General features: G+C 37.1%; 17 protein-coding genes and 1 pseudogene. 8 read left to right on the plus strand and 10 right to left on the minus strand.

Going from position 1 to position 17,591, the window contains the following annotated elements; all coding sequences use genetic code 11:
* The 6 genes from KDK67_RS11415 to KDK67_RS11440 form a co-directional block, all read left to right on the plus strand.
* Positions 1 to 268, plus strand: a 268-nt coding sequence (locus KDK67_RS11415; RefSeq protein ID WP_476738630.1) for a nucleotidyl transferase family protein, incomplete at its 5' end; no start/stop codon positions are given.
* Positions 269 to 636: 368 nt separating this feature from the next.
* Positions 637 to 2,004 (plus strand): mannose-1-phosphate guanylyltransferase/mannose-6-phosphate isomerase, encoded by a 1,368-nt coding sequence (locus tag KDK67_RS11420; protein WP_250868921.1) that lies wholly within the window; start codon positions 637 to 639, stop codon positions 2,002 to 2,004.
* Between the two features lie 194 nt (positions 2,005 to 2,198).
* Complete coding sequence (gene gmd, locus KDK67_RS11425) at positions 2,199 to 3,257, plus strand: GDP-mannose 4,6-dehydratase (protein WP_250868922.1); 1,059 nt, start codon at positions 2,199 to 2,201, stop codon at positions 3,255 to 3,257.
* Between the two features lie 5 nt (positions 3,258 to 3,262).
* Positions 3,263 to 4,192, plus strand: coding sequence for a GDP-L-fucose synthase (gene fcl, locus KDK67_RS11430; protein ID WP_250868923.1), 930 nt, complete (start codon positions 3,263 to 3,265; stop codon positions 4,190 to 4,192).
* Between the two features lie 244 nt (positions 4,193 to 4,436).
* Entirely contained in the window at positions 4,437 to 5,981 is a 1,545-nt protein-coding gene (locus KDK67_RS11435; RefSeq protein WP_250868924.1) for a lipopolysaccharide biosynthesis protein, read from the plus strand.
* Positions 5,982 to 5,984: 3 nt separating this feature from the next.
* Positions 5,985 to 6,770: a coenzyme F420 hydrogenase/dehydrogenase beta subunit N-terminal domain-containing protein gene (locus KDK67_RS11440; protein ID WP_250868925.1), complete on the plus strand. Its 786-nt coding sequence runs from the start codon at positions 5,985 to 5,987 to the stop codon at positions 6,768 to 6,770.
* On the opposite strand, the gene KDK67_RS11445 is transcribed toward KDK67_RS11440, so the two are convergent.
* A protein-coding gene (locus KDK67_RS11445; protein WP_420846946.1) for an IS1 family transposase occupies positions 6,753 to 7,435 on the minus strand; the annotation gives its coding sequence in 2 pieces (ribosomal slippage) (positions 6,753 to 7,075 and positions 7,075 to 7,435; 684 coding nt in all). The genes KDK67_RS11440 and KDK67_RS11445 overlap by 18 nt on opposite strands.
* A 111-nt stretch (positions 7,436 to 7,546) precedes the next feature.
* Between KDK67_RS11445 and KDK67_RS11450 the strand changes: the two genes are divergently transcribed.
* Positions 7,547 to 8,122 carry a Coenzyme F420 hydrogenase/dehydrogenase, beta subunit C-terminal domain gene (locus tag KDK67_RS11450; RefSeq protein ID WP_250868927.1) on the plus strand — a complete coding sequence of 192 codons (576 nt, stop codon included), beginning with the start codon at positions 7,547 to 7,549 and terminating at the stop codon, positions 8,120 to 8,122.
* 357 nt (positions 8,123 to 8,479) lie between these two features.
* Here the strand turns inward: KDK67_RS11450 and KDK67_RS11455 are convergent, their stop codons facing one another.
* The 8 genes and pseudogenes from KDK67_RS11455 to KDK67_RS11490 all read right to left on the minus strand — a co-directional run bounded on the left by KDK67_RS11455 (position 8,480) and on the right by KDK67_RS11490 (position 16,898).
* Entirely contained in the window at positions 8,480 to 9,724 is a 1,245-nt protein-coding gene (locus tag KDK67_RS11455; protein WP_250868928.1) for a polysaccharide pyruvyl transferase family protein, read from the minus strand.
* Positions 9,721 to 11,688: a DUF2206 domain-containing protein gene (locus tag KDK67_RS11460; RefSeq protein WP_250868929.1), complete on the minus strand. Its 1,968-nt coding sequence runs from the start codon at positions 11,686 to 11,688 to the stop codon at positions 9,721 to 9,723. The genes KDK67_RS11455 and KDK67_RS11460 overlap by 4 nt, the downstream gene beginning before the upstream one ends.
* A 164-nt stretch (positions 11,689 to 11,852) precedes the next feature.
* Positions 11,853 to 12,980, minus strand: coding sequence for a glycosyltransferase family 4 protein (locus KDK67_RS11465; protein ID WP_250868930.1), 1,128 nt, complete (start codon positions 12,978 to 12,980; stop codon positions 11,853 to 11,855).
* Positions 12,981 to 13,058: 78 nt separating this feature from the next.
* Positions 13,059 to 13,166, minus strand: a pseudogene (locus KDK67_RS11470) (DapH/DapD/GlmU-related protein); the annotation flags it as partial.
* Positions 13,167 to 13,325: 159 nt separating this feature from the next.
* Complete coding sequence (locus KDK67_RS11475) at positions 13,326 to 13,502, minus strand: hypothetical protein (protein ID WP_250868931.1); 177 nt, start codon at positions 13,500 to 13,502, stop codon at positions 13,326 to 13,328.
* Positions 13,474 to 14,661: a glycosyltransferase gene (locus KDK67_RS11480; protein WP_250868932.1), complete on the minus strand. Its 1,188-nt coding sequence runs from the start codon at positions 14,659 to 14,661 to the stop codon at positions 13,474 to 13,476. Before KDK67_RS11480 ends, KDK67_RS11475 begins: the two co-directional genes overlap by 29 nt.
* A 15-nt stretch (positions 14,662 to 14,676) precedes the next feature.
* A complete protein-coding gene (locus KDK67_RS11485) occupies positions 14,677 to 15,843 on the minus strand; it encodes a CgeB family protein (protein WP_250868933.1) in 1,167 nt (388 codons plus the stop codon).
* Positions 15,844 to 15,953: 110 nt separating this feature from the next.
* On the minus strand, positions 15,954 to 16,898 hold the full coding sequence (locus KDK67_RS11490; protein ID WP_338101261.1) for a glycosyltransferase family 2 protein: 945 nt from the start codon (positions 16,896 to 16,898) through the stop codon (positions 15,954 to 15,956).
* On the opposite strand from KDK67_RS11490, the gene KDK67_RS11495 reads away from it, so the two are divergent.
* Entirely contained in the window at positions 16,878 to 17,027 is a 150-nt protein-coding gene (locus KDK67_RS11495) for a hypothetical protein (protein WP_250868934.1), read from the plus strand. The genes KDK67_RS11490 and KDK67_RS11495 overlap by 21 nt on opposite strands.
* 89 nt (positions 17,028 to 17,116) lie before the next feature.
* Here KDK67_RS11495 and KDK67_RS11500 read toward each other — a convergent pair.
* The coding region (locus KDK67_RS11500; RefSeq protein WP_250868935.1) for an RNA-guided endonuclease InsQ/TnpB family protein at positions 17,117 to 17,591 on the minus strand (475 nt) is incomplete at its 5' end.

The raw sequence follows: 17,591 nt of genomic DNA on the forward strand, positions 1-17,591 counted from the left end.
GAAAAGCTACAATATACAGACCCTGAAAGACCCTTTCGGCTCGACCCTTGAGGAAAACTACGAGTTCATCGTAGTACCCCCCGAGACCCACCCCCTAGCCCTGAAAATCAATGAGATAAGAAAGGGTACCTTAAGACCCGAAATAAAGATAGTGAACATCAACTACGTAATGACGGATGACGATGCTCCCAGATCGTCCACCCGTATCGGCCAGGGAGAGATCGATGTGCATGGGCATTTGAAGAGATCACAGGGTAAAAGTGAATGATGATGTTTGAAGAACAAAACCAAAATGTTGCTTTAAATGAGGAAAAACAACATTTTCTTAGAAATGAGCCTTCAAAACAATGCCAGCATACTGTATATACACATCCCGAAAATCAAGCCGATTCATTTAAATATATTTATACCCATTAACGTGGAAGGTGTGAAATTTGAGATGTGTTGAAAAAACCTGTCCCATATGCGGGAATACGTTCGTTGTGCATAAGAGCGTGGCTGATAGAGAGCTGTGTTGCACGCTCGGGTGTTGTTCCAGGGCTATGGGAGACAATCCTGAAAATGCTGTTTTGGAAGTCTAATCTCTGAAAGAGATATATTTTATTTTAAAAAAGCTATTAAGTAGGCATTAACACCATGAAATCTATAATCCTTGCAGGTGGATCGGGCACACGTCTCTGGCCCCTGAGTCGTGAACAATATCCAAAACAATTCCTGAAATTCGGCGAATCTTCCCTCTTTCAGGGAACTGTCCTTCGCTGTCTTGAGATCTCGGAAATCTCGGAAATCTTTGTTGTAACAAATGATTCACAGAAGTTCTTTGTATGGGGACAGATCCAGGAACTTGGATACGAACTACCAGAAAAGAACATCCTGATCGAACCAGAAGGCAAGAACACCCTCCCAGCTATCTGCTTTGGAATGAAAGAGATCGAAAGGAGATTTGGAAGATCGACCGTTGGAATATTTTCATCTGATCATGTTCTCGACATATCCGCAATGGAGACGATCGCAGATGCAGAGTCATTGGCATCTGACCATCTTGTGACCTTTGGGATAGCACCTGCATCACCTAATACAGGCTATGGATACATAATGCCAGCAGAATCCCTTGGAGTTGGTCAAAAGGTATCAGAATTCAGAGAAAAACCAGATGCCAACGCTGCCAGGAAATACATCAATGAAGGTTGTTTATGGAACAGTGGAATGTTTCTTTTTGATACTGAGATATTCTTTAATGAACTAAATAACCACAGTTCCGATATATACAAAAGCTTTGAAAAAACAAATGACATTTCCAGCATATACAAAGAAGTTCCAAACATTTCAGTAGACTACGGAATAATGGAGAAATCTGACAAAGTAGCTGTTGTCAGGCTTGACCACAAATGGAGCGATCTCGGCAATTTCTCTGCGATCTATGATGAGTTCGAAAAGGATCCGGAAGGAAATGTTGTCCAAGATTGCGAATATCTGCCTTTGGATTCAAGCAATAACCTGATACACTCAAAAACAGGGAAATTAGTTTCACTCATCGATGTCAACGATATGGTTGTTGTGGACACCCCGGACGCTCTGCTTGTCTGCCCAAAGGAAAGCAGCCAGAAAGTAAAGGATGTTGTAAGCGAACTAAAGAGCAGGGACGATGAAAGGGCATATATCGGACAGACTGTTTACAGGCCCTGGGGTTCCTACACAGTGCTTGAAAGTTCTCAAAAACATGTCATAAAGAACATAACCGTCCTTCCGGAGAGAAAGTTAAGTCTTCAATTACACTATCACAGAAGCGAACATTGGGTCGTTGTGAAAGGTATGGCCTGCGTCCAGGTAAACGATAAGAAATTCTTTGTAAGACCGGGCGAAAGCACATTCATACGGGCCGGAGAAAAACACAGGCTTTCAAACCCCAGCAAAGTTCCGCTTGAGATCATTGAGGTACAGCTTGGTGAACTTGTAGACGAAAAAGATATTGTCAGATTTGATGATGTGTATGGAAGAAATTGAGGTTTTTTTTAAGTGATCATTTTTAACATCTCCTACAAATCTACGTCATTGGACTGTATCTATCCGTCAAAACCCAAAACCAAATAACATAAATATGAATATGCTTTCAAAGAGTTTCGAATATAAAATAAATTCTTTTTACAAATCGACTAATTGGTTACAAGCCATATACGTTTCATAAAGGAGATATTAAAATGACAAACGTTGCATTGATCACAGGCATAACAGGACAGGATGGTGCCTATCTTGCAGAGTTCCTGCTGGACAAAGGATACATTGTCCATGGCATCAAAAGAAGATCCTCCTCTTTTAACACTGAACGTGTAGACCACCTGTACCATGACCCCCATGAGAGAAATGTGAACTTCTTCATGCACTATGGAGACCTTACGGACTCCACAAACCTGATAAGGATCATACAGGAAACAAAGCCTGATGAGATATACAACCTTGCTGCACAAAGCCATGTGCAGGTATCATTCGAAACCCCTGAATACACAGCAAACTCCGATGCAATAGGCACACTTCGCCTTCTGGAAGCCATACGCATTCTTGGAATGGAAAAGAAAACAAAGTTCTACCAGGCATCGACAAGTGAACTCTATGGAAAGGTCCAGGAGATACCACAGAAAGAGACAACCCCTTTCTACCCAAGAAGCCCCTATGCTGCTGCAAAATTATACGCTTATTGGATCACTATCAATTACAGGGAAGCCTACAATATGTTTGCATGCAATGGCATCCTGTTCAACCACGAATCCCCGATCAGAGGAGAGACATTCGTCACCAGAAAGATCACCATGGCTGCTGCAAAGATAAAACATAACTTACAGGAAAAAATCTACCTTGGCAACCTTGACGCAAAAAGGGACTGGGGTTTTGCCAAAGATTATGTTGAGGCAATGTGGCTCATGCTCCAGCAGGATAGTCCAGATGATTTTGTGATAGCCACAGGTGAGACCCGATCAGTAAGAGAATTTGTAGAACTCACATTCACAGAACTTGGAATCACCATTGAATGGCAGGGCGAAGGTGTTGATGAGGTCGGTATCGATGCTGACACCGGGAAGGTACTCATCGAGATCGATCCCAGCTACTACAGACCCACAGAAGTGGACCTTCTGATAGGCGACCCTTCCAAAGCCAGAGAAATACTCGGCTGGGAAGCCAGTATGAAGCTGGAAGAACTTGTAAAGATCATGGTAAAGGCCGAAGAGGAAACTATCCTCGAAAACAACGGTAATAGAAGGTAACCCTTATGGATAAAAATACTAGGATATATGTTGCAGGACACCGTGGCCTTGTAGGTTCGGCCATAGTCAGAAAACTCGAATCAAAGGGCTATAACAACCTCATCTACCACACCCATCAGGAACTTGACCTTACGGACCAGAAAGCTGTCCATGATTTCTTCGAAAAGGAAAGACCAGAATACGTCTTCCTCGCTGCTGCAAAAGTAGGAGGCATCCTTGCAAACAGCACATGCCCCGCTGATTTCATATACGACAATCTGATGATAGAGACCAATGTGATCCATGCTGCACACAAATATGCTGTGAAAAAACTGCTATTCCTGGGCTCATCCTGCATCTATCCAAAATTCGCACCCCAGCCCATGAAAGAAGAATACCTGCTTACCGGAGAGCTGGAGGAGACGAATGAGGCCTACGCAATAGCAAAGATCGCAGGCATAAGATTGTGCAAACACTTCAACCAGCAGTACGAAACAAATTTCATGTCCGTAATGCCAACAAACCTCTACGGTCCAAATGATAACTTCGACCTGCAGACCTCCCATGTCCTGCCTGCATTATTACGCAAGTTCCACGAAGCAAAGATCAACAACGACTCTGAAGTTGTTGTATGGGGAACAGGAAAACCACGCAGGGAATTCCTGCATGTGGACGATATGGCAGATGCCTGTGTGCATTTGATGGAGAACTTCGATGCCAAGGATGTTGGAGAATTTGTAAACATTGGGGTTGGCGAAGATATTTCTATTGCTGAGCTGGCAGATTTGATAAGGGAAGTTATTGGTTTTGAGGGTGAGATAAGGTATGACACTTCCAAACCAGATGGTACACCGCAGAAATTGCTGGATGTTGGGAGATTAAATAATATAGGATGGAAAGCTAAAATAGGTTTGAGCAAGGGGATTGAAAAAACTTATAAGTGGTACACTAAATAATCAACAACTTGACTAAATAATAAAAAAATTTTAAAAATGAAAAAGCTATTGTCCCCCTCCACTCCTAGAGCATAAAAAAAGTGACAGAACAAAAGACTTCATTTTAAGATTCCTCAAACCACCCAATACGATGGAAATGATATGGACCTTGTCTTTTATGAGCACTTTGAGAAACAAATATTAAATAAAAACACCAGTACGATTCTTACAGCACCAATTTTCATATTAAACTGGAGAATACAAATTGTTTGACACTACATCCCAGAAAGCTCTGAGTAAGCAATTACCAAAGAATCTCATCTCAAACGGCATATATTTTGCAATAAATCTAATCATTGGGATATTATTAGTTCCTTTTTTTATTGATAATCTTGGAGTCGCTGGCTATGCAATTATTCCTTTAGCAACTTCTGTTACAAGCTATGTGGGATTGGTAACCCAATCACTTAATATGTCAGTTTCAAGATATTTAACAGTCGACTTACAAAGTCAGGACTTTAAGAAAGCAAATGTCACATTTAACACTGCTTTGTTTGGAACACTTGGGATAATAATATTAACTATTCCAATAGCTTTGATTTTATCTTATTATGCACCTACATTTTTTGATATTCCATTAAACCAAAAGCATGATGCGTTTTTACTTTTCCTGGGAGTTATTGGGGCTTTCCTGATCAGAGCCTGGAGTAGTAATTTTGGAGTTTCATTATTTGCATATAATCGTCTTGATCTACAAAACATCGTAAATATAGTTAACATCATAGTTCAAGTATCAGCAATTGTGATATTGTTCTTAATGTTTTCCCCAAAATTAAGCTATATTGGCTTTTCTTATCTGTTAGGTTCATTAGCAGCTTTTGTTGTCACAATAATTTTATCAAGAAAAATAAATCCACACCTAAAGCTTAATTATTCTGATTTTAAACCATCCAGGTTAAAAAAATTGGCCCAAATGGGCGGATGGGTAACGGTCAATCAAATTGGAGCACTTTTGTTCCTTCAGATCGATCTGATCGTTGTAAATAAGTTGTTTGGAGCAACTGCTGGGGGAGAATACTCCATGGTACTGATATGGAGCACCCTATTGAGATCCATAGCAGCCATGCTAGCAAGTGTTGTCACTCCAATTATTTTGGCATATTATGCAAAGAAAAGATATGAGGACATTATTACGTTCTCAAAAAAAGCAGTCAAATTTATGGGATTTGCTATGGCTTTACCAATAGGAATTATAATTGGTTTTGCCCCACAAATTTTAACATTATGGATTGGACCCGAATTTGCTAAACTTTCTCCATTGATGCTTGTACTCTTAATTCACCTTGTAATCAACCTTTCCGTGTTACCATTATTTTCAATAAATGTTTCATTTAATAAGGTTAGAATTCCCGGAATAGTCACTTTGTTTATGGGATTTGGAAACTTTCTATTAGCAATAATACTGTCTTTATTCACTGATTGGGGTTACTATGGAGTAGCAATTGCAGGAGCTATTATGCTGACAACTAAAAATACTTTATTTATACCATGGTATGCAAGCAAGGTCTTAGAAATTTCAAAAAATACATTTACAAGCTCAATAGCATCTGGTTTTCTGTCAGTGATAGCAATTGTAAGTACTATTAAAATAATCAATTACTACTTTGAGATCTCATCTCTGATCTCATTGATAATTTATTGCACAATAATCAGTGTAGCGTATATTTTAGTGGTATGGTCTGTAGGCTTAAATCAATCAGACCGTAGGATAATAGAATCATTTCTGCCACCTTCAATAAGGAGTCGGTAAAACTTGAAGCCAAATGTAATTGAGAACATTGTCAAAAATGACCTTTGCATCGGTTGCGGTATTTGTGCAGCAATGTGTCCCCAAAAAGCATTGGTAATGAAATTCAATGAGTATGGAGAATATAATCCAGTAAAGGAAGGAAATTGCTCGGATAAATGTGACTTATGCATGAGTGTATGCCCATTTAACGATGGAAACAAAAACGAAACTGTTTTAGGAACAGAGCTCTATGAAGACATAAATGAAATCAAATATCTATTTGAGACGGGATATTATCTTGATTCTTATGTCGGTTATTCAGATGATTTCAGACAAAGCAGTGCATCTGGTGGAATGGCAACCTGGCTTCTCACAACATTACTTCAAAAGGACATTGTTGATTATGTGGTCTGTGTCACACCTAATAACGACTCTGAGAAACTATTCAAATTTGAAATATTTGAAGATGCAGATTCTGTGTTGAATTCTTCAGGGTCTGCGTATTATCCTGTAGAGATGTCACAGGTGATCCAGAGAATGCTGAATACTCCTGGGCGCTATGCTATAACCGGATTGCCATGTTTCTTGAAAGGCTTGAGACTTGCTGGTCAAAAGAACAAAAAGCTGAGGGAGATGATCACTGTTACCATTGGCCTTGTTTGTGGACAGACAAAAAGCAAGCATTATACAACATATCTCTCTACCTTAGCAAAAGCAGATGGAAAGCTTCAAAACGTATGCTACCGAGGAAAAAGTCCTGATAAACCGGCAAGCAATTTTTATTTGGCATTGTTAACTAAACATAGCTAGTTCTTTATTTCTGTACTTCATTAAAAGAAGAACAGAGTACTTCCGCATTTCAAGACTCTTAGTATAACACTTTGACTTTCTTCTCAATCTTGCCAGAAAGTGTCTAAGTATGCTGTTATATCCTTCAACAGTATATGTTTCAGCTTTGGATTGAGTATGAATTTTTTCTGGAACAAACTCTGCATATGCCCTCCAGTGATCAGTCATCACTTCTCCAATCTCCTTCCCCTTTAACTTTTTCCAGAGCTTTTGTCCTGTTTCCGTTCCCCTGCTACCAAAAGAGCAGTCGATGAACCTTTTTCCATCTCTATCAACAGCAATCCAGATCCAACAATATTTTTTTTGTTCCCGATGTAAGTGTGCATTTCGTCTAATTCAACAATCGATATTTCATTTTCGCTCTTTAGATCCTCTAATTCACGACCAAACTTCTTTATCCATTTTTGGACAGAAACATGGCTAACTCCTAAAAAACGTCCAATTGAACGAAATCCTAATCCTTCGAGATAGAGTTGTAAGGCCTGCCGTTTAACAGACATGGGGCTAGCAGTTGATTTAATCTCCACTGAATAGTTATACCCACAATCATGGCATTTGTAGCGTTGGCGTCCGTCGATTTTACCGTTCTTTTTATGATTGGAGCTCTTACACCTGGGACAGTTCATGCATAAATATAGGTCCTAATAATATAAAAACTCTACTTAAATACCAATGCCTTTTATTTTAATTGCGTCAATGAAAGAGGTTCCGAAGGAAAGATATTCAGGAACGAGGGAGTGTCTGAAGCCTGGGTCAATAGATGGTTCACCCCAAATGCATGCAGTTTTTGTGATGATGTCTTTGCAGAACTTGCTGATGTAGTGTTTATGGATGCGTGGCTGCCGGAATATTCAAAGGATAGCAAGGGGACCAGTTTGGCATTAGTTAGATCCTCTTTTGTAAATGATATATTTTCGGATGGAATTGAGAGCAGTCAGATAGATGCTAATACCATATCGATCGATAAAATCGTTCAAAGCCAGGCAGGAGTCATAGACCTTAAAAGAGATTTACTTTCATATCGGCTATACATAGAACAAAAAAATAAATTGAATTCACACAAAAAAAGAGTTAGACTAAGTGACAATATTAGTTTGATTAAAAAAAATGAATTTCAAATCAAAATTAAGATGCAGCAATTAAGTAAAAGCGTATTAAAAGAATGCTTTCAGGAAAACAAGTTTAATACAAGTAAATTCAAAGGCGAAATGCAATACAATCTAAGAATAATGAATAGAATACAATTACTAAATAAATTTTTTAAGTTACCATCTCAATTTATCCAAAAAATCAAATATCACATTGAAAAATAATCAGGAGACTACTCTTTTTATTTTAGATTAAACTCCTGAAATTGATGATTGAATAGAATAGGCCATGATTAAAGAATCCAACCGAAATAATTGAGAAATATAATCATGTATTGAACAATTATTAGTCTTTTCCAGAGAAACATTGGAAAAGGATAATTACAACTCAACTTTGACAGTTTAGATAAATTAACCGGATTTGTTATGAAATTGTCCATTTATAGCTCAAAATTAGGTATTTAGCCTAATCAAAATTGGTATAAATGTACTTTTTTGATTGCCTTTTCTAGGAATAAACAGTAACTGTCAAATTTAGATTTTAAAAAAAAAAAGAAAATATTTTAACAAAATATTATGAAATTATGACGAATCTAATAGTTCTTTCACGAATTTGCCATTTGACATTGCCTTATCTTTTATTATTGGAATTTTTGCTTGTAATTCTTTTTTTATTTTTTCTTTATTTTCCCAAGCATCATTTATCTTTGATATCAAACTTGTATAATCTAAATCATTAATATCTATGATATATTTTTCCTGCCCTAACATTTCACCTATTATACCGTGCATTTTATGACTATAAGCAATTCCCACAGTTGGAACGAGCATAGATGTTGATGCAATCGTCGCGTGCATCCTTGCCCCGATGAATAAATCACATAAACCAATTACTCCTTTTAGTTCTTCAGGAGAGTGTTCGTTTTTTATCGATAGTAACTTTGATTTATTTTTAACGGATTTGAAAATACGGTTAATCACAATCCGGTCATCATTACCAGTGCTGTAGACATGAGGTACCATAATGATTACAGCATTTAAGTTATCAATTAAATTGTCAATTACTTCTGCCATGATACCAATGAATTTCTCAGCACTTTCTTGTTTTTCTCCTTCCATGAACTTATTAATTAATCCACTCGGATTTATTCCAATAAGAGGTCTTTGAATATCATTTATACCTTCAGCAGATAAAATATTAAAAACATGGTCTTGTGAAACTGGACTTAAAAGAAAAGCTGGGTCCGATGTCACACATATTTTAGGATCAGTTATGCCATTTTCAACGAGATATTTTTCGGAGATGTTTTCTCTAACTATTATTAATTGTGTTTTATTAAAAACCAATTTTGTGATATAATTGAGTGTTGAACTTTTGAAATAACCAAGACTCTCACCATAAAGAACAACTGGTTTTCCTAACAAAACAGCATATAAGATATTCACATAATTGCCTAAAACTCCGATACCATTCTCCCCACTCATTTGATCACCTCCGCTGTTAATAACCAAATCACAATCATAGTAATCGAACAACTTTGAACTTGTGGCAAGAGAGTATTCAACATTTAATTTTCTAAGTAAATAAATATAAAAACATTTTATTAAATATAATAAAGATATTATTGTATATTGTGGTTTTCGTATAGATAGGCCCCATGCTATCCTTTTCTTGACAACAAAATCATCTTTACTTATTTTTTCGGGTCCTAGTAAATTCCATTCAACGTCTGGAATGAAATTTTCAATTGTCATCATCGTCGAATGAATTAATGCAAGGTTGCCCTTATTTGACCAACCCACATTAAGCAAAAGTATTTTTGTCATATATATATCTCCGTACCATTATTATTGTAAATTAGATTCTTATTGATAAAAAAGTCATCATAATCAGATAAATTAGTCGAACTGATGATACGTGAAGACTCATCACGTTCTACAAATTTACCATAAATGACATTATAAGCTCTTAAATAAATATATCCATCATTATTTTGATGTAACTTAAGATTGTACCATCCAACTGATTTTGGTGGATAATTACCTTGACTAATCAATCTAAATCTCCCATAAAAATCAGTGAATACTCTACTGTTAACATAACTATGATCCTTCATCCATTTTGCGCCATAACTTTCTTGGTCATATACATAATACAGATGGTACTGTTCTCCTTCCGAATCTAACAAAATTGTTGATTCCATATCCAAGGCACTATGTGTTACACCTGAAATAGAGAAAAAATAAGGAATTACTATAAGGAAAAAGATCAAATATGGTTTAACACGCACAATTTTCGCAACCGAATCAATTCCAAGTACAAAGAAAACAGATAAAATGATAAGTGTCATGGCATATAATCTTTGAATTCCATATCCTTTTGAAATAAAAGGTAGTGCAACCATCATGAACAAAAGTCCAGTACAAATAAGTGCAATTACAAAATACCCAGATTCAAATTTTATTTTTAATGTATCTGATTTTTTGTAGTTTAATTCTGGAAAAGACATTTCTTTATAATGCAATATAACCGTGACAATTCCAATACCAATAAAGATAAAAGTCAACCACGTCGACATAAACTCTATCTGATCTGCAATGGGTTTATGTGCAATTCCATCTCCAAGTAAAGCCGGTACCCCACCACCTCTTGATTCGACTATAAAAAGCTGGTTTAAGCTTATAAATGTTTTCTGGATAAAAAGAACACCAGAGTTAAAGGCTGCTCCTGTAATTAGTGAATACCAGAAAACAATAAATACAGTTAGCAAAGCTATTGTATTCCCATTAATGATTTTTTTAATTGGACACATATATGCTAATATTGTCATAATTATAAAAGTAATGCTCATAATAAAAATGAATATATATGCAGTCGAATAGTGTGACATTATAATGGAAACCATGAATATGATGAATAAAGCTCTTTTTTGAATCTGATTTATCTTGTCATTGAAAAGGACCATTAAAGCCAGTGCAAAGAAAAATATGGCAATAGATGTACGTGCATTCATAACTACTGTTAAAAAACTATACTGAAACATAAAGAAACATGCCGCAAGAAATGCACCAAATTCTCCCAAATATTTTTTAGACATAATATATACGATTAAAGGGGAAATTGAATATATCAATACATACAATACTTTAAACAAAAATTCTGAAGATGTATTAAATATAATTTGACATATAGTTGGTAATAATGAGATACTAAGACTTGCATCAAGTATACTATTTTCAAGTACGCTCCAATACATATTATTCATAGTATTCTGAAAAAAGTAATATTCCAAATGACTATCAATCCCAATAATATGATTTGATCTTAATGCATATAAAAGCAAGAGAGATATACTCATTAAGAATATAATATATGGATATATATTTGCACACCTATAATTAAAAATACAGACAAGAATCAGGTAAATAAAAATTGCTACAAAAAAAGTAATTGTGATTATATTGTTGCCAGTACTATTCAGAAAGAACATTCCAAATATACTTAATGCTGGAAATAATACTGCGATACTGAGAAATAATTTTTCCAAAGTGCTTAAATTAAGATTAAATTTGAAAAGTATTAAATCTTTATTAAACTTATATCCAATCATGGACAAGGCAATAATCACTACATTAAAAGAAACTAATAAAGGAGTAAGAGATAGCGGAGTTAAATAACCAAACTCAACCGATAAAAAGTTTAACAATAATCCAACAAAAAATAATAATGAAACGCTTAACCCGACAGAGAGAACAAATCTTTCAATGAAACTTATTTTATCAATTTTCATGCAGTAAACGATCAAAAATCCGGGGTAAAATAAGATAGTGAAGATTCCACTAATTTGCCTTAATAATGGAATGTCAAACAAAATTGCCATATCACATATATAGAGTGAAATTAATGTAAATATACGCAAATCCTAACAACTATATTTCAATTTCATATTAAACCTTATATGTCATCCAATATCATACGATACGTTTCAAGAGCAGCATTATATGAAAAATATTTAGATACACTATACCTTGCACTTTTTGTAATGGTTTCTATGTTTTCAAACTCCAATACTCTTAGGATATTTTTTGCAATACATTTTGGAGAATTGTCTTCCATGATAAATCCTGTTTTTCCATCATCCACCATCTTCAAGATGTGACCAACCTGTGTTGCAAGAATAGGTGTATCACAGGCCATAGCTTCGAGAGCTATAATAGGACCTGACTCGGTATATGATGGAATCACCAATAATTTAAGACTATTTAAGCAATCGGGTAATTTTTCATGTTCAACCCAACCAGTAAGGTGCACTTTATTATTCAAATTATTATAAGCTAAATATCGTTCAATCTCCTCTCGTAGGTTTCCTTCACCTATTATTAAAAATTCCACATCATCTCTTATATTCAATATTTCTATTATCGAGTAAACAAAATTTAAAACGCCTTTTTCGCCACTCAACCTTCCGACAAAACCAATCAAATTTTTTCTTTTAGATATATCACACTTCGGTCTAAATTCATTAAAATCTAAAAAATATTCATGACCTATACGGATTTTGTTTCTGTATTTCTCTAAATTCCAATCTGTTATAAGGTTTGATGAGTGAAGAACAATACAATTTGCAAGAAGGCGATTAATGTGCTCTAAAATACTTACGAAGTTTGAAATGCGATCATTATTTGCTTTTGAACATTGCAGAATAGAACAGGCAGAAGCTAACACAACTTTCTTCCTTAGCAATTTAGCTGCTATCATTGGTAATAATAGAGTATCGCCACCTATAAAAAAAATCCATAAATCTACATTCTTACAAGAGACTATTTTTAAAGAATATTTAATTTGAGTGTGAATATAATATACTATTCTTTTAAACGGATTGGTTCCAATTTTATGTTTAATAACATGTACATTGCACTCTTTGTAGTATTCAGGAATGTTTGCACCAATTCCTCCAGTAATCACGTGGATATTTTCAGAGAGTGATTTAATTATATCTACTAGATTTAGTAACGGTATAAATCCAGCATTTGTCACCGGCATCGTAACTATCCCCACAACTCGTTCTTTTTTTTGCATCATCACATTCTCCAATTCACACATATATCATCTTTCTTTTATAAATTTCGCAGGAGATCCTGCAACTACAGTGTTTGGTTAAACATCCTTAGATACTACTGAATTTGCTCCAATAACCGCTCCATCTCCAATTGTAACACCAGGAAGAATAATCACTCTTGTCCCAACCCAAACATCTTTTCCGATTATAACAGGTGCATAATACATACCTTGTTCTCTTATCAGAACATTTTTTTGCATATAATTATGGCTACTTGTAAGAATTATTGATTCAAAACCCACTAGTGTATCAGAACCAATTTATATTCCACCACGCCCATCTAATGTAACATTTTGGTCAAGTTCTATTTATAATTCCCCAGCATTTCTAAAGGTAGTAATTACATTAACCTCATGACCTTTATTTGCTAGAGAATTAGACAATTCACCTATCACACGCTCTATTCCCGGATTAAAACCTATTTCAGGGCAGGTAATAAAGGTAACAACGTTATTTTCATGAGGAAATCCTGATAACATCTTCATAAGTATCCTCTATTTCATCAATAATACAATCCCAGCCAAAGGAACCATATACCAAATTACGGGCATTGTCTCCAAATTTTTGACATAATTTATCGTCTTTTAATAGTTTATACATTGCATCTTTGATTTGATCAACATCACATTCAACAATATAACCAACATCTTTAATCCATTCTGTGACACCACATTTATCAGTTGCAATGATTGGAGTTCCACACGCACAAGCTTCCAATACGACATTGGCAAAAGAATCATATCTAGAAGGTAAAACAAATACGTCAGCGTCTACGTAAGCTTCAATTTTATCAGTGCCATAAAGAGGACCAGGGAATATAATATCTGAATCTAAACCTAATTCTTTTGATTTAGATTTTAGTTTTGAAAGATTACCATTTTCATCCGGGCCAGCAACAACCAACTTTAAATTATCAAATTCGTTTGCGAGTTGAGCAAAAGCCTCGATTAAAATATCTGTACCTTTTATTTCATGCAAACGACTCAAAAAAAGCACGACTTTTTGATTATCTTTGATTGAATATTTGTTTTTGAATATACCCTTATTTGGCAATTTTTGATACTTATTCCAATCCATTGCATTTGGGACATGCACAACTTTTTCGAGATCCAAGTCTGGAAATAACTTGTAGTACTCATCGGACTCAACCTTAGAAGATGCAATTATTTTGGAAGCATCATTAAATATACTTTCACTAAAAAAGAAATCGAATAACTTTTTAAATTTAGTTTTACCAGTCGTTGTTGGAGCAGATCCTCTCGGATGTAACACATAAGGAACACCATACTTTTTTGCATAATAGTGAACAAATATTGTTTCAACTGAACGAAAATCGTGTATGTGAACGAGATCAAAGTTGGCTATTTCTTTATCAAGTTTTAGTGCCATAGATGGTGCAATAGCAAAGTTTTTTTTGCACAAATAATTGCTTATATTTTTAAAACGATAAACCTTAATTCCATCCATATATGTTGGATTTTCTTTAAATCTAAAGCGACTGTTTTCATCAAAGGCATCTGTGGTGAATACGGTTACATCATGTCCTTTCTCCACTAAATTTTTTGACAATTCATAAACTGATTTTACTGGCCCACCATATGAATAAGCTGGAGGAAACCACAACACTATTTGTAAAATTTTCATGATAATCGCTTTTATTTATCTTATTTTAGTATATATTTCAATGATCGTTTCAGCCCTATTCCTGTAAGTATGCTCCTTGAGCACCCTCTCCCTTGCCTTCTCACCAATCTTCGTCCTTTCTTCATCATCCGACAACAGCCATTCATAGGTTTCTATGGCCTCTTCTTCACTATTGACCACAATGAGTTCCTTTCCAATGTCGAACCATTCATCTATTCCATTGTAGGGCTGGGAGACCATGCATGCGCCATAGGCTGCCAGTTCGAAGGGTCTGGCTGTGGCTGATGCATATATGTTAGTATGGGACCATCGGGTTATGTTGAGATTGATCTTGCTGCCACAGCAGAACTCACGGAATGCACTGTATGAGATGTCTCCTACCAGATCAGAATTACCCATGTCTATTCCGAAATGACCGCCACCCACTGAGAAGTTGGTACTGTCCATTTTCTTGCTGGGTTCGGATATCATCTTTGTCATCCACTCTTCCCGGAGTTCGCTACCGTAGCCGAAGAAGGAGACATCCCTGGTCTTTTCCACGTTCACCGGTGCGAAGAGATCTGGGTCGGCCGCATAGTAGAGCGGTTGGACATTCTTTGCCCCTGCTTCCTTGAGATCATCTATGACACCTTTTGAGTTCACGAAGAAAGCATCGTATTCTGAAAGGTCTGCACCTACATAATAATCAAATTTAAAGCCTCTTTCACTGGCATACTTTGGCAGTATAGTTGGCATATCTCCATCGTAGTATATACATGGAATATTAAACTCTGATTTGATCTCAGAGGCTATGCCTGTTATATGGTTCAGGGGTATGTTCATGAAGAAGATAAGATCGATGTCCTTTTCCTTTTCGATGATCTTGTGTAACTGTTTCCTGACCTTTGGTTTTACATCGTATTTTATCAGGTTACTGGTGATCGGGGATAACAATCCCTGGGTCTTTGCCGGATCAACTACCTTTTTCTGCTTGTTCAGGAACTTATTGAACAGCAGACTCTCAGTTTTACAGGGATTATCGTAGGTTCTCCACCAGAGGCTCTCCACAGAACCACCTAAATAAGGCAGTACTATCACTTCATTTCCGGTTTCGTGGAGTGCTTTCAGTAACTGCCACCAGGAAGGAGTGCATCCTAAACGATGTTTAAGATCTATAGTAGATGTGAATGCCAATATTTTCATGATGAACACCTTTTCGTTATTCAGATAAAACTGAAGTGGAGATTTTAATAGGGCAAATTATGTTGGAGATTTAAATGATCATGAGCCATGCAAGACTCCCATAGCAATACTCACCGCTGCACATCCGCAGCAACCCTAACCTCACCAGCCTTCTTCACTGCCACAGCCTCCACATCTCCAGCATCCTCAACAACACCTACATGTTCAGGATTGGGACGAGCGAACGAAGCTCTTGGGACAAGCATGTGAATGGACCTTGCGATGGAGTGCAGGATAATTCCTGTGAATGCCATGAAAGTGCCTATGATCATCAGCATTACCATTAATAGCGTTGGACCGAAAGGAAGACTTCCACCCATAGAGAAGGATTGCAGGAAACTTATTCCGAAATACAGGCCGGTCAGGCCCATTGCCATGCCGGGAACTGTGAAATAGTACAGGGGTTTGTTGAACTCCATGTCCCTGAGGATCTTTACGAGAACTCCTATGCCGTGTTTTACCGGGTGTTCCGTGGAGCAGTCCACGTCGTAGCGGACATCTATGTCCACTTCTTTTATTCGCAGGCCTGCATTGGAGGCGTCTGCCAGCATCTCGCTCTCGATGGCGAGATTGTGGGCCTTGAAACGGAAGGCATCGGAAATGTGACCTGAGAAGGCCCTGAAACCGCTCTGGGTGTCGGTTATGTCTATTCCGCTGTTGAGCTTGGTGGCCTGGTCGAGCACTGTCTGGCCGACCCTCCTGTATGAGGGAGTGTCGGTCTCCTTGCCGTGCAGGTATCTGCTGCCGTTTACCATGTCGGCCTGGCCTGAAAGGATAGGAGCTACAAGGCAGGGGATCTGTTGGGGATCGTGCTGGCCGTCAGTGTCCAGGGTCACGATGACGTGTGAGTTCTTTGCAGCATCAAAGCCTGTTCGCAGTGCTGCACCTTTACCCATGTTCTCGGGGTGCACGATGACCCTTGCACCTGCCATCTCGGCTATCTTCGCAGTATTGTCACTGCTGCCATCATCGACAACTAGCACTTCATCAACGTAGTGTCTTGTAAGGAGCACCACACTCCCGATGGAGACACCTTCGTTGAACGCAGGCAGTATGGCGGTTATACCGGTCCTGCTGTAACAACTGTAATCCTACGTATCCTGACCGGATCCACTTTCGTCGCTCATTTTATCCACACTCTATAAGTACACACTTTTAAATACCCCATATGAGATGCAGAGTATGAAAACATATTATATATATTTAATTGTTTGAACTGGTGAACTACCGCCCATTAAAATGGGTGGCTTCCTGCTTCATAGCCCAGACCAACGTCCGTGACTCCACAGGCTCTATCCGTAGTCCCTACGGTGCATAGATCGAGAATATTGATTGCAGCATTAATGTCTCTGTCAAGCTCAAGTCCACACTCTTGACATCTGTGAACCCTGACAGCTAAACTCTTTTTGACGATGTTTCCACAGCTGCTGCATTTTTGTGATGTGTTGTATGGATTAACCAATTCGACATACTTGCCAGCCTCTTCCGCTTTGCTTTTTGTCATCTGTATCAGTTGACCCCATGCAACATCCATTATTGATTTTGCAAGATGATGATCCTTAACCATGTTCTTGATACTCAGATCCTCGAACACTATCCTGTCAAACCTGTTGACAAGAGCCCTGCTCAACTTATGGTTAAAATCAAGTCTCTGGTTACGTACCTTTCTGTGAACCTTAGCAACTTTAGTTTTTTGTTTGAGCCGATTC

The sequence above is a fragment of the Methanococcoides seepicolus genome (assembly GCF_023684405.1).
Lineage (GTDB): Archaea > Halobacteriota > Methanosarcinia > Methanosarcinales > Methanosarcinaceae > Methanococcoides > Methanococcoides seepicolus.

What these genes read in the sequence shown, in the direction of transcription:
- KDK67_RS11420 (WP_250868921.1), top strand. Translation starts at nt 637, where the DNA reads ATGAAATCTATAATCCTTGCAGGTGGATCGGGCACACGTCTCTGGCCC.
- gmd (WP_250868922.1), top strand. Translation starts at nt 2,199, where the DNA reads ATGACAAACGTTGCATTGATCACAGGCATAACAGGACAGGATGGTGCC.
- fcl (WP_250868923.1), top strand. Translation starts at nt 3,263, where the DNA reads ATGGATAAAAATACTAGGATATATGTTGCAGGACACCGTGGCCTTGTA.
- KDK67_RS11455 (WP_250868928.1), bottom strand. Translation starts at nt 9,724, where the DNA reads ATGACAAAAATACTTTTGCTTAATGTGGGTTGGTCAAATAAGGGCAAC.
- KDK67_RS11460 (WP_250868929.1), bottom strand. Translation starts at nt 11,688, where the DNA reads ATGAAAATTGATAAAATAAGTTTCATTGAAAGATTTGTTCTCTCTGTC.
- KDK67_RS11465 (WP_250868930.1), bottom strand. Translation starts at nt 12,980, where the DNA reads ATGATGCAAAAAAAAGAACGAGTTGTGGGGATAGTTACGATGCCGGTG.
- KDK67_RS11475 (WP_250868931.1), bottom strand. Translation starts at nt 13,502, where the DNA reads ATGAAGATGTTATCAGGATTTCCTCATGAAAATAACGTTGTTACCTTT.
- KDK67_RS11480 (WP_250868932.1), bottom strand. Translation starts at nt 14,661, where the DNA reads ATGAAAATTTTACAAATAGTGTTGTGGTTTCCTCCAGCTTATTCATAT.
- KDK67_RS11485 (WP_250868933.1), bottom strand. Translation starts at nt 15,843, where the DNA reads ATGAAAATATTGGCATTCACATCTACTATAGATCTTAAACATCGTTTA.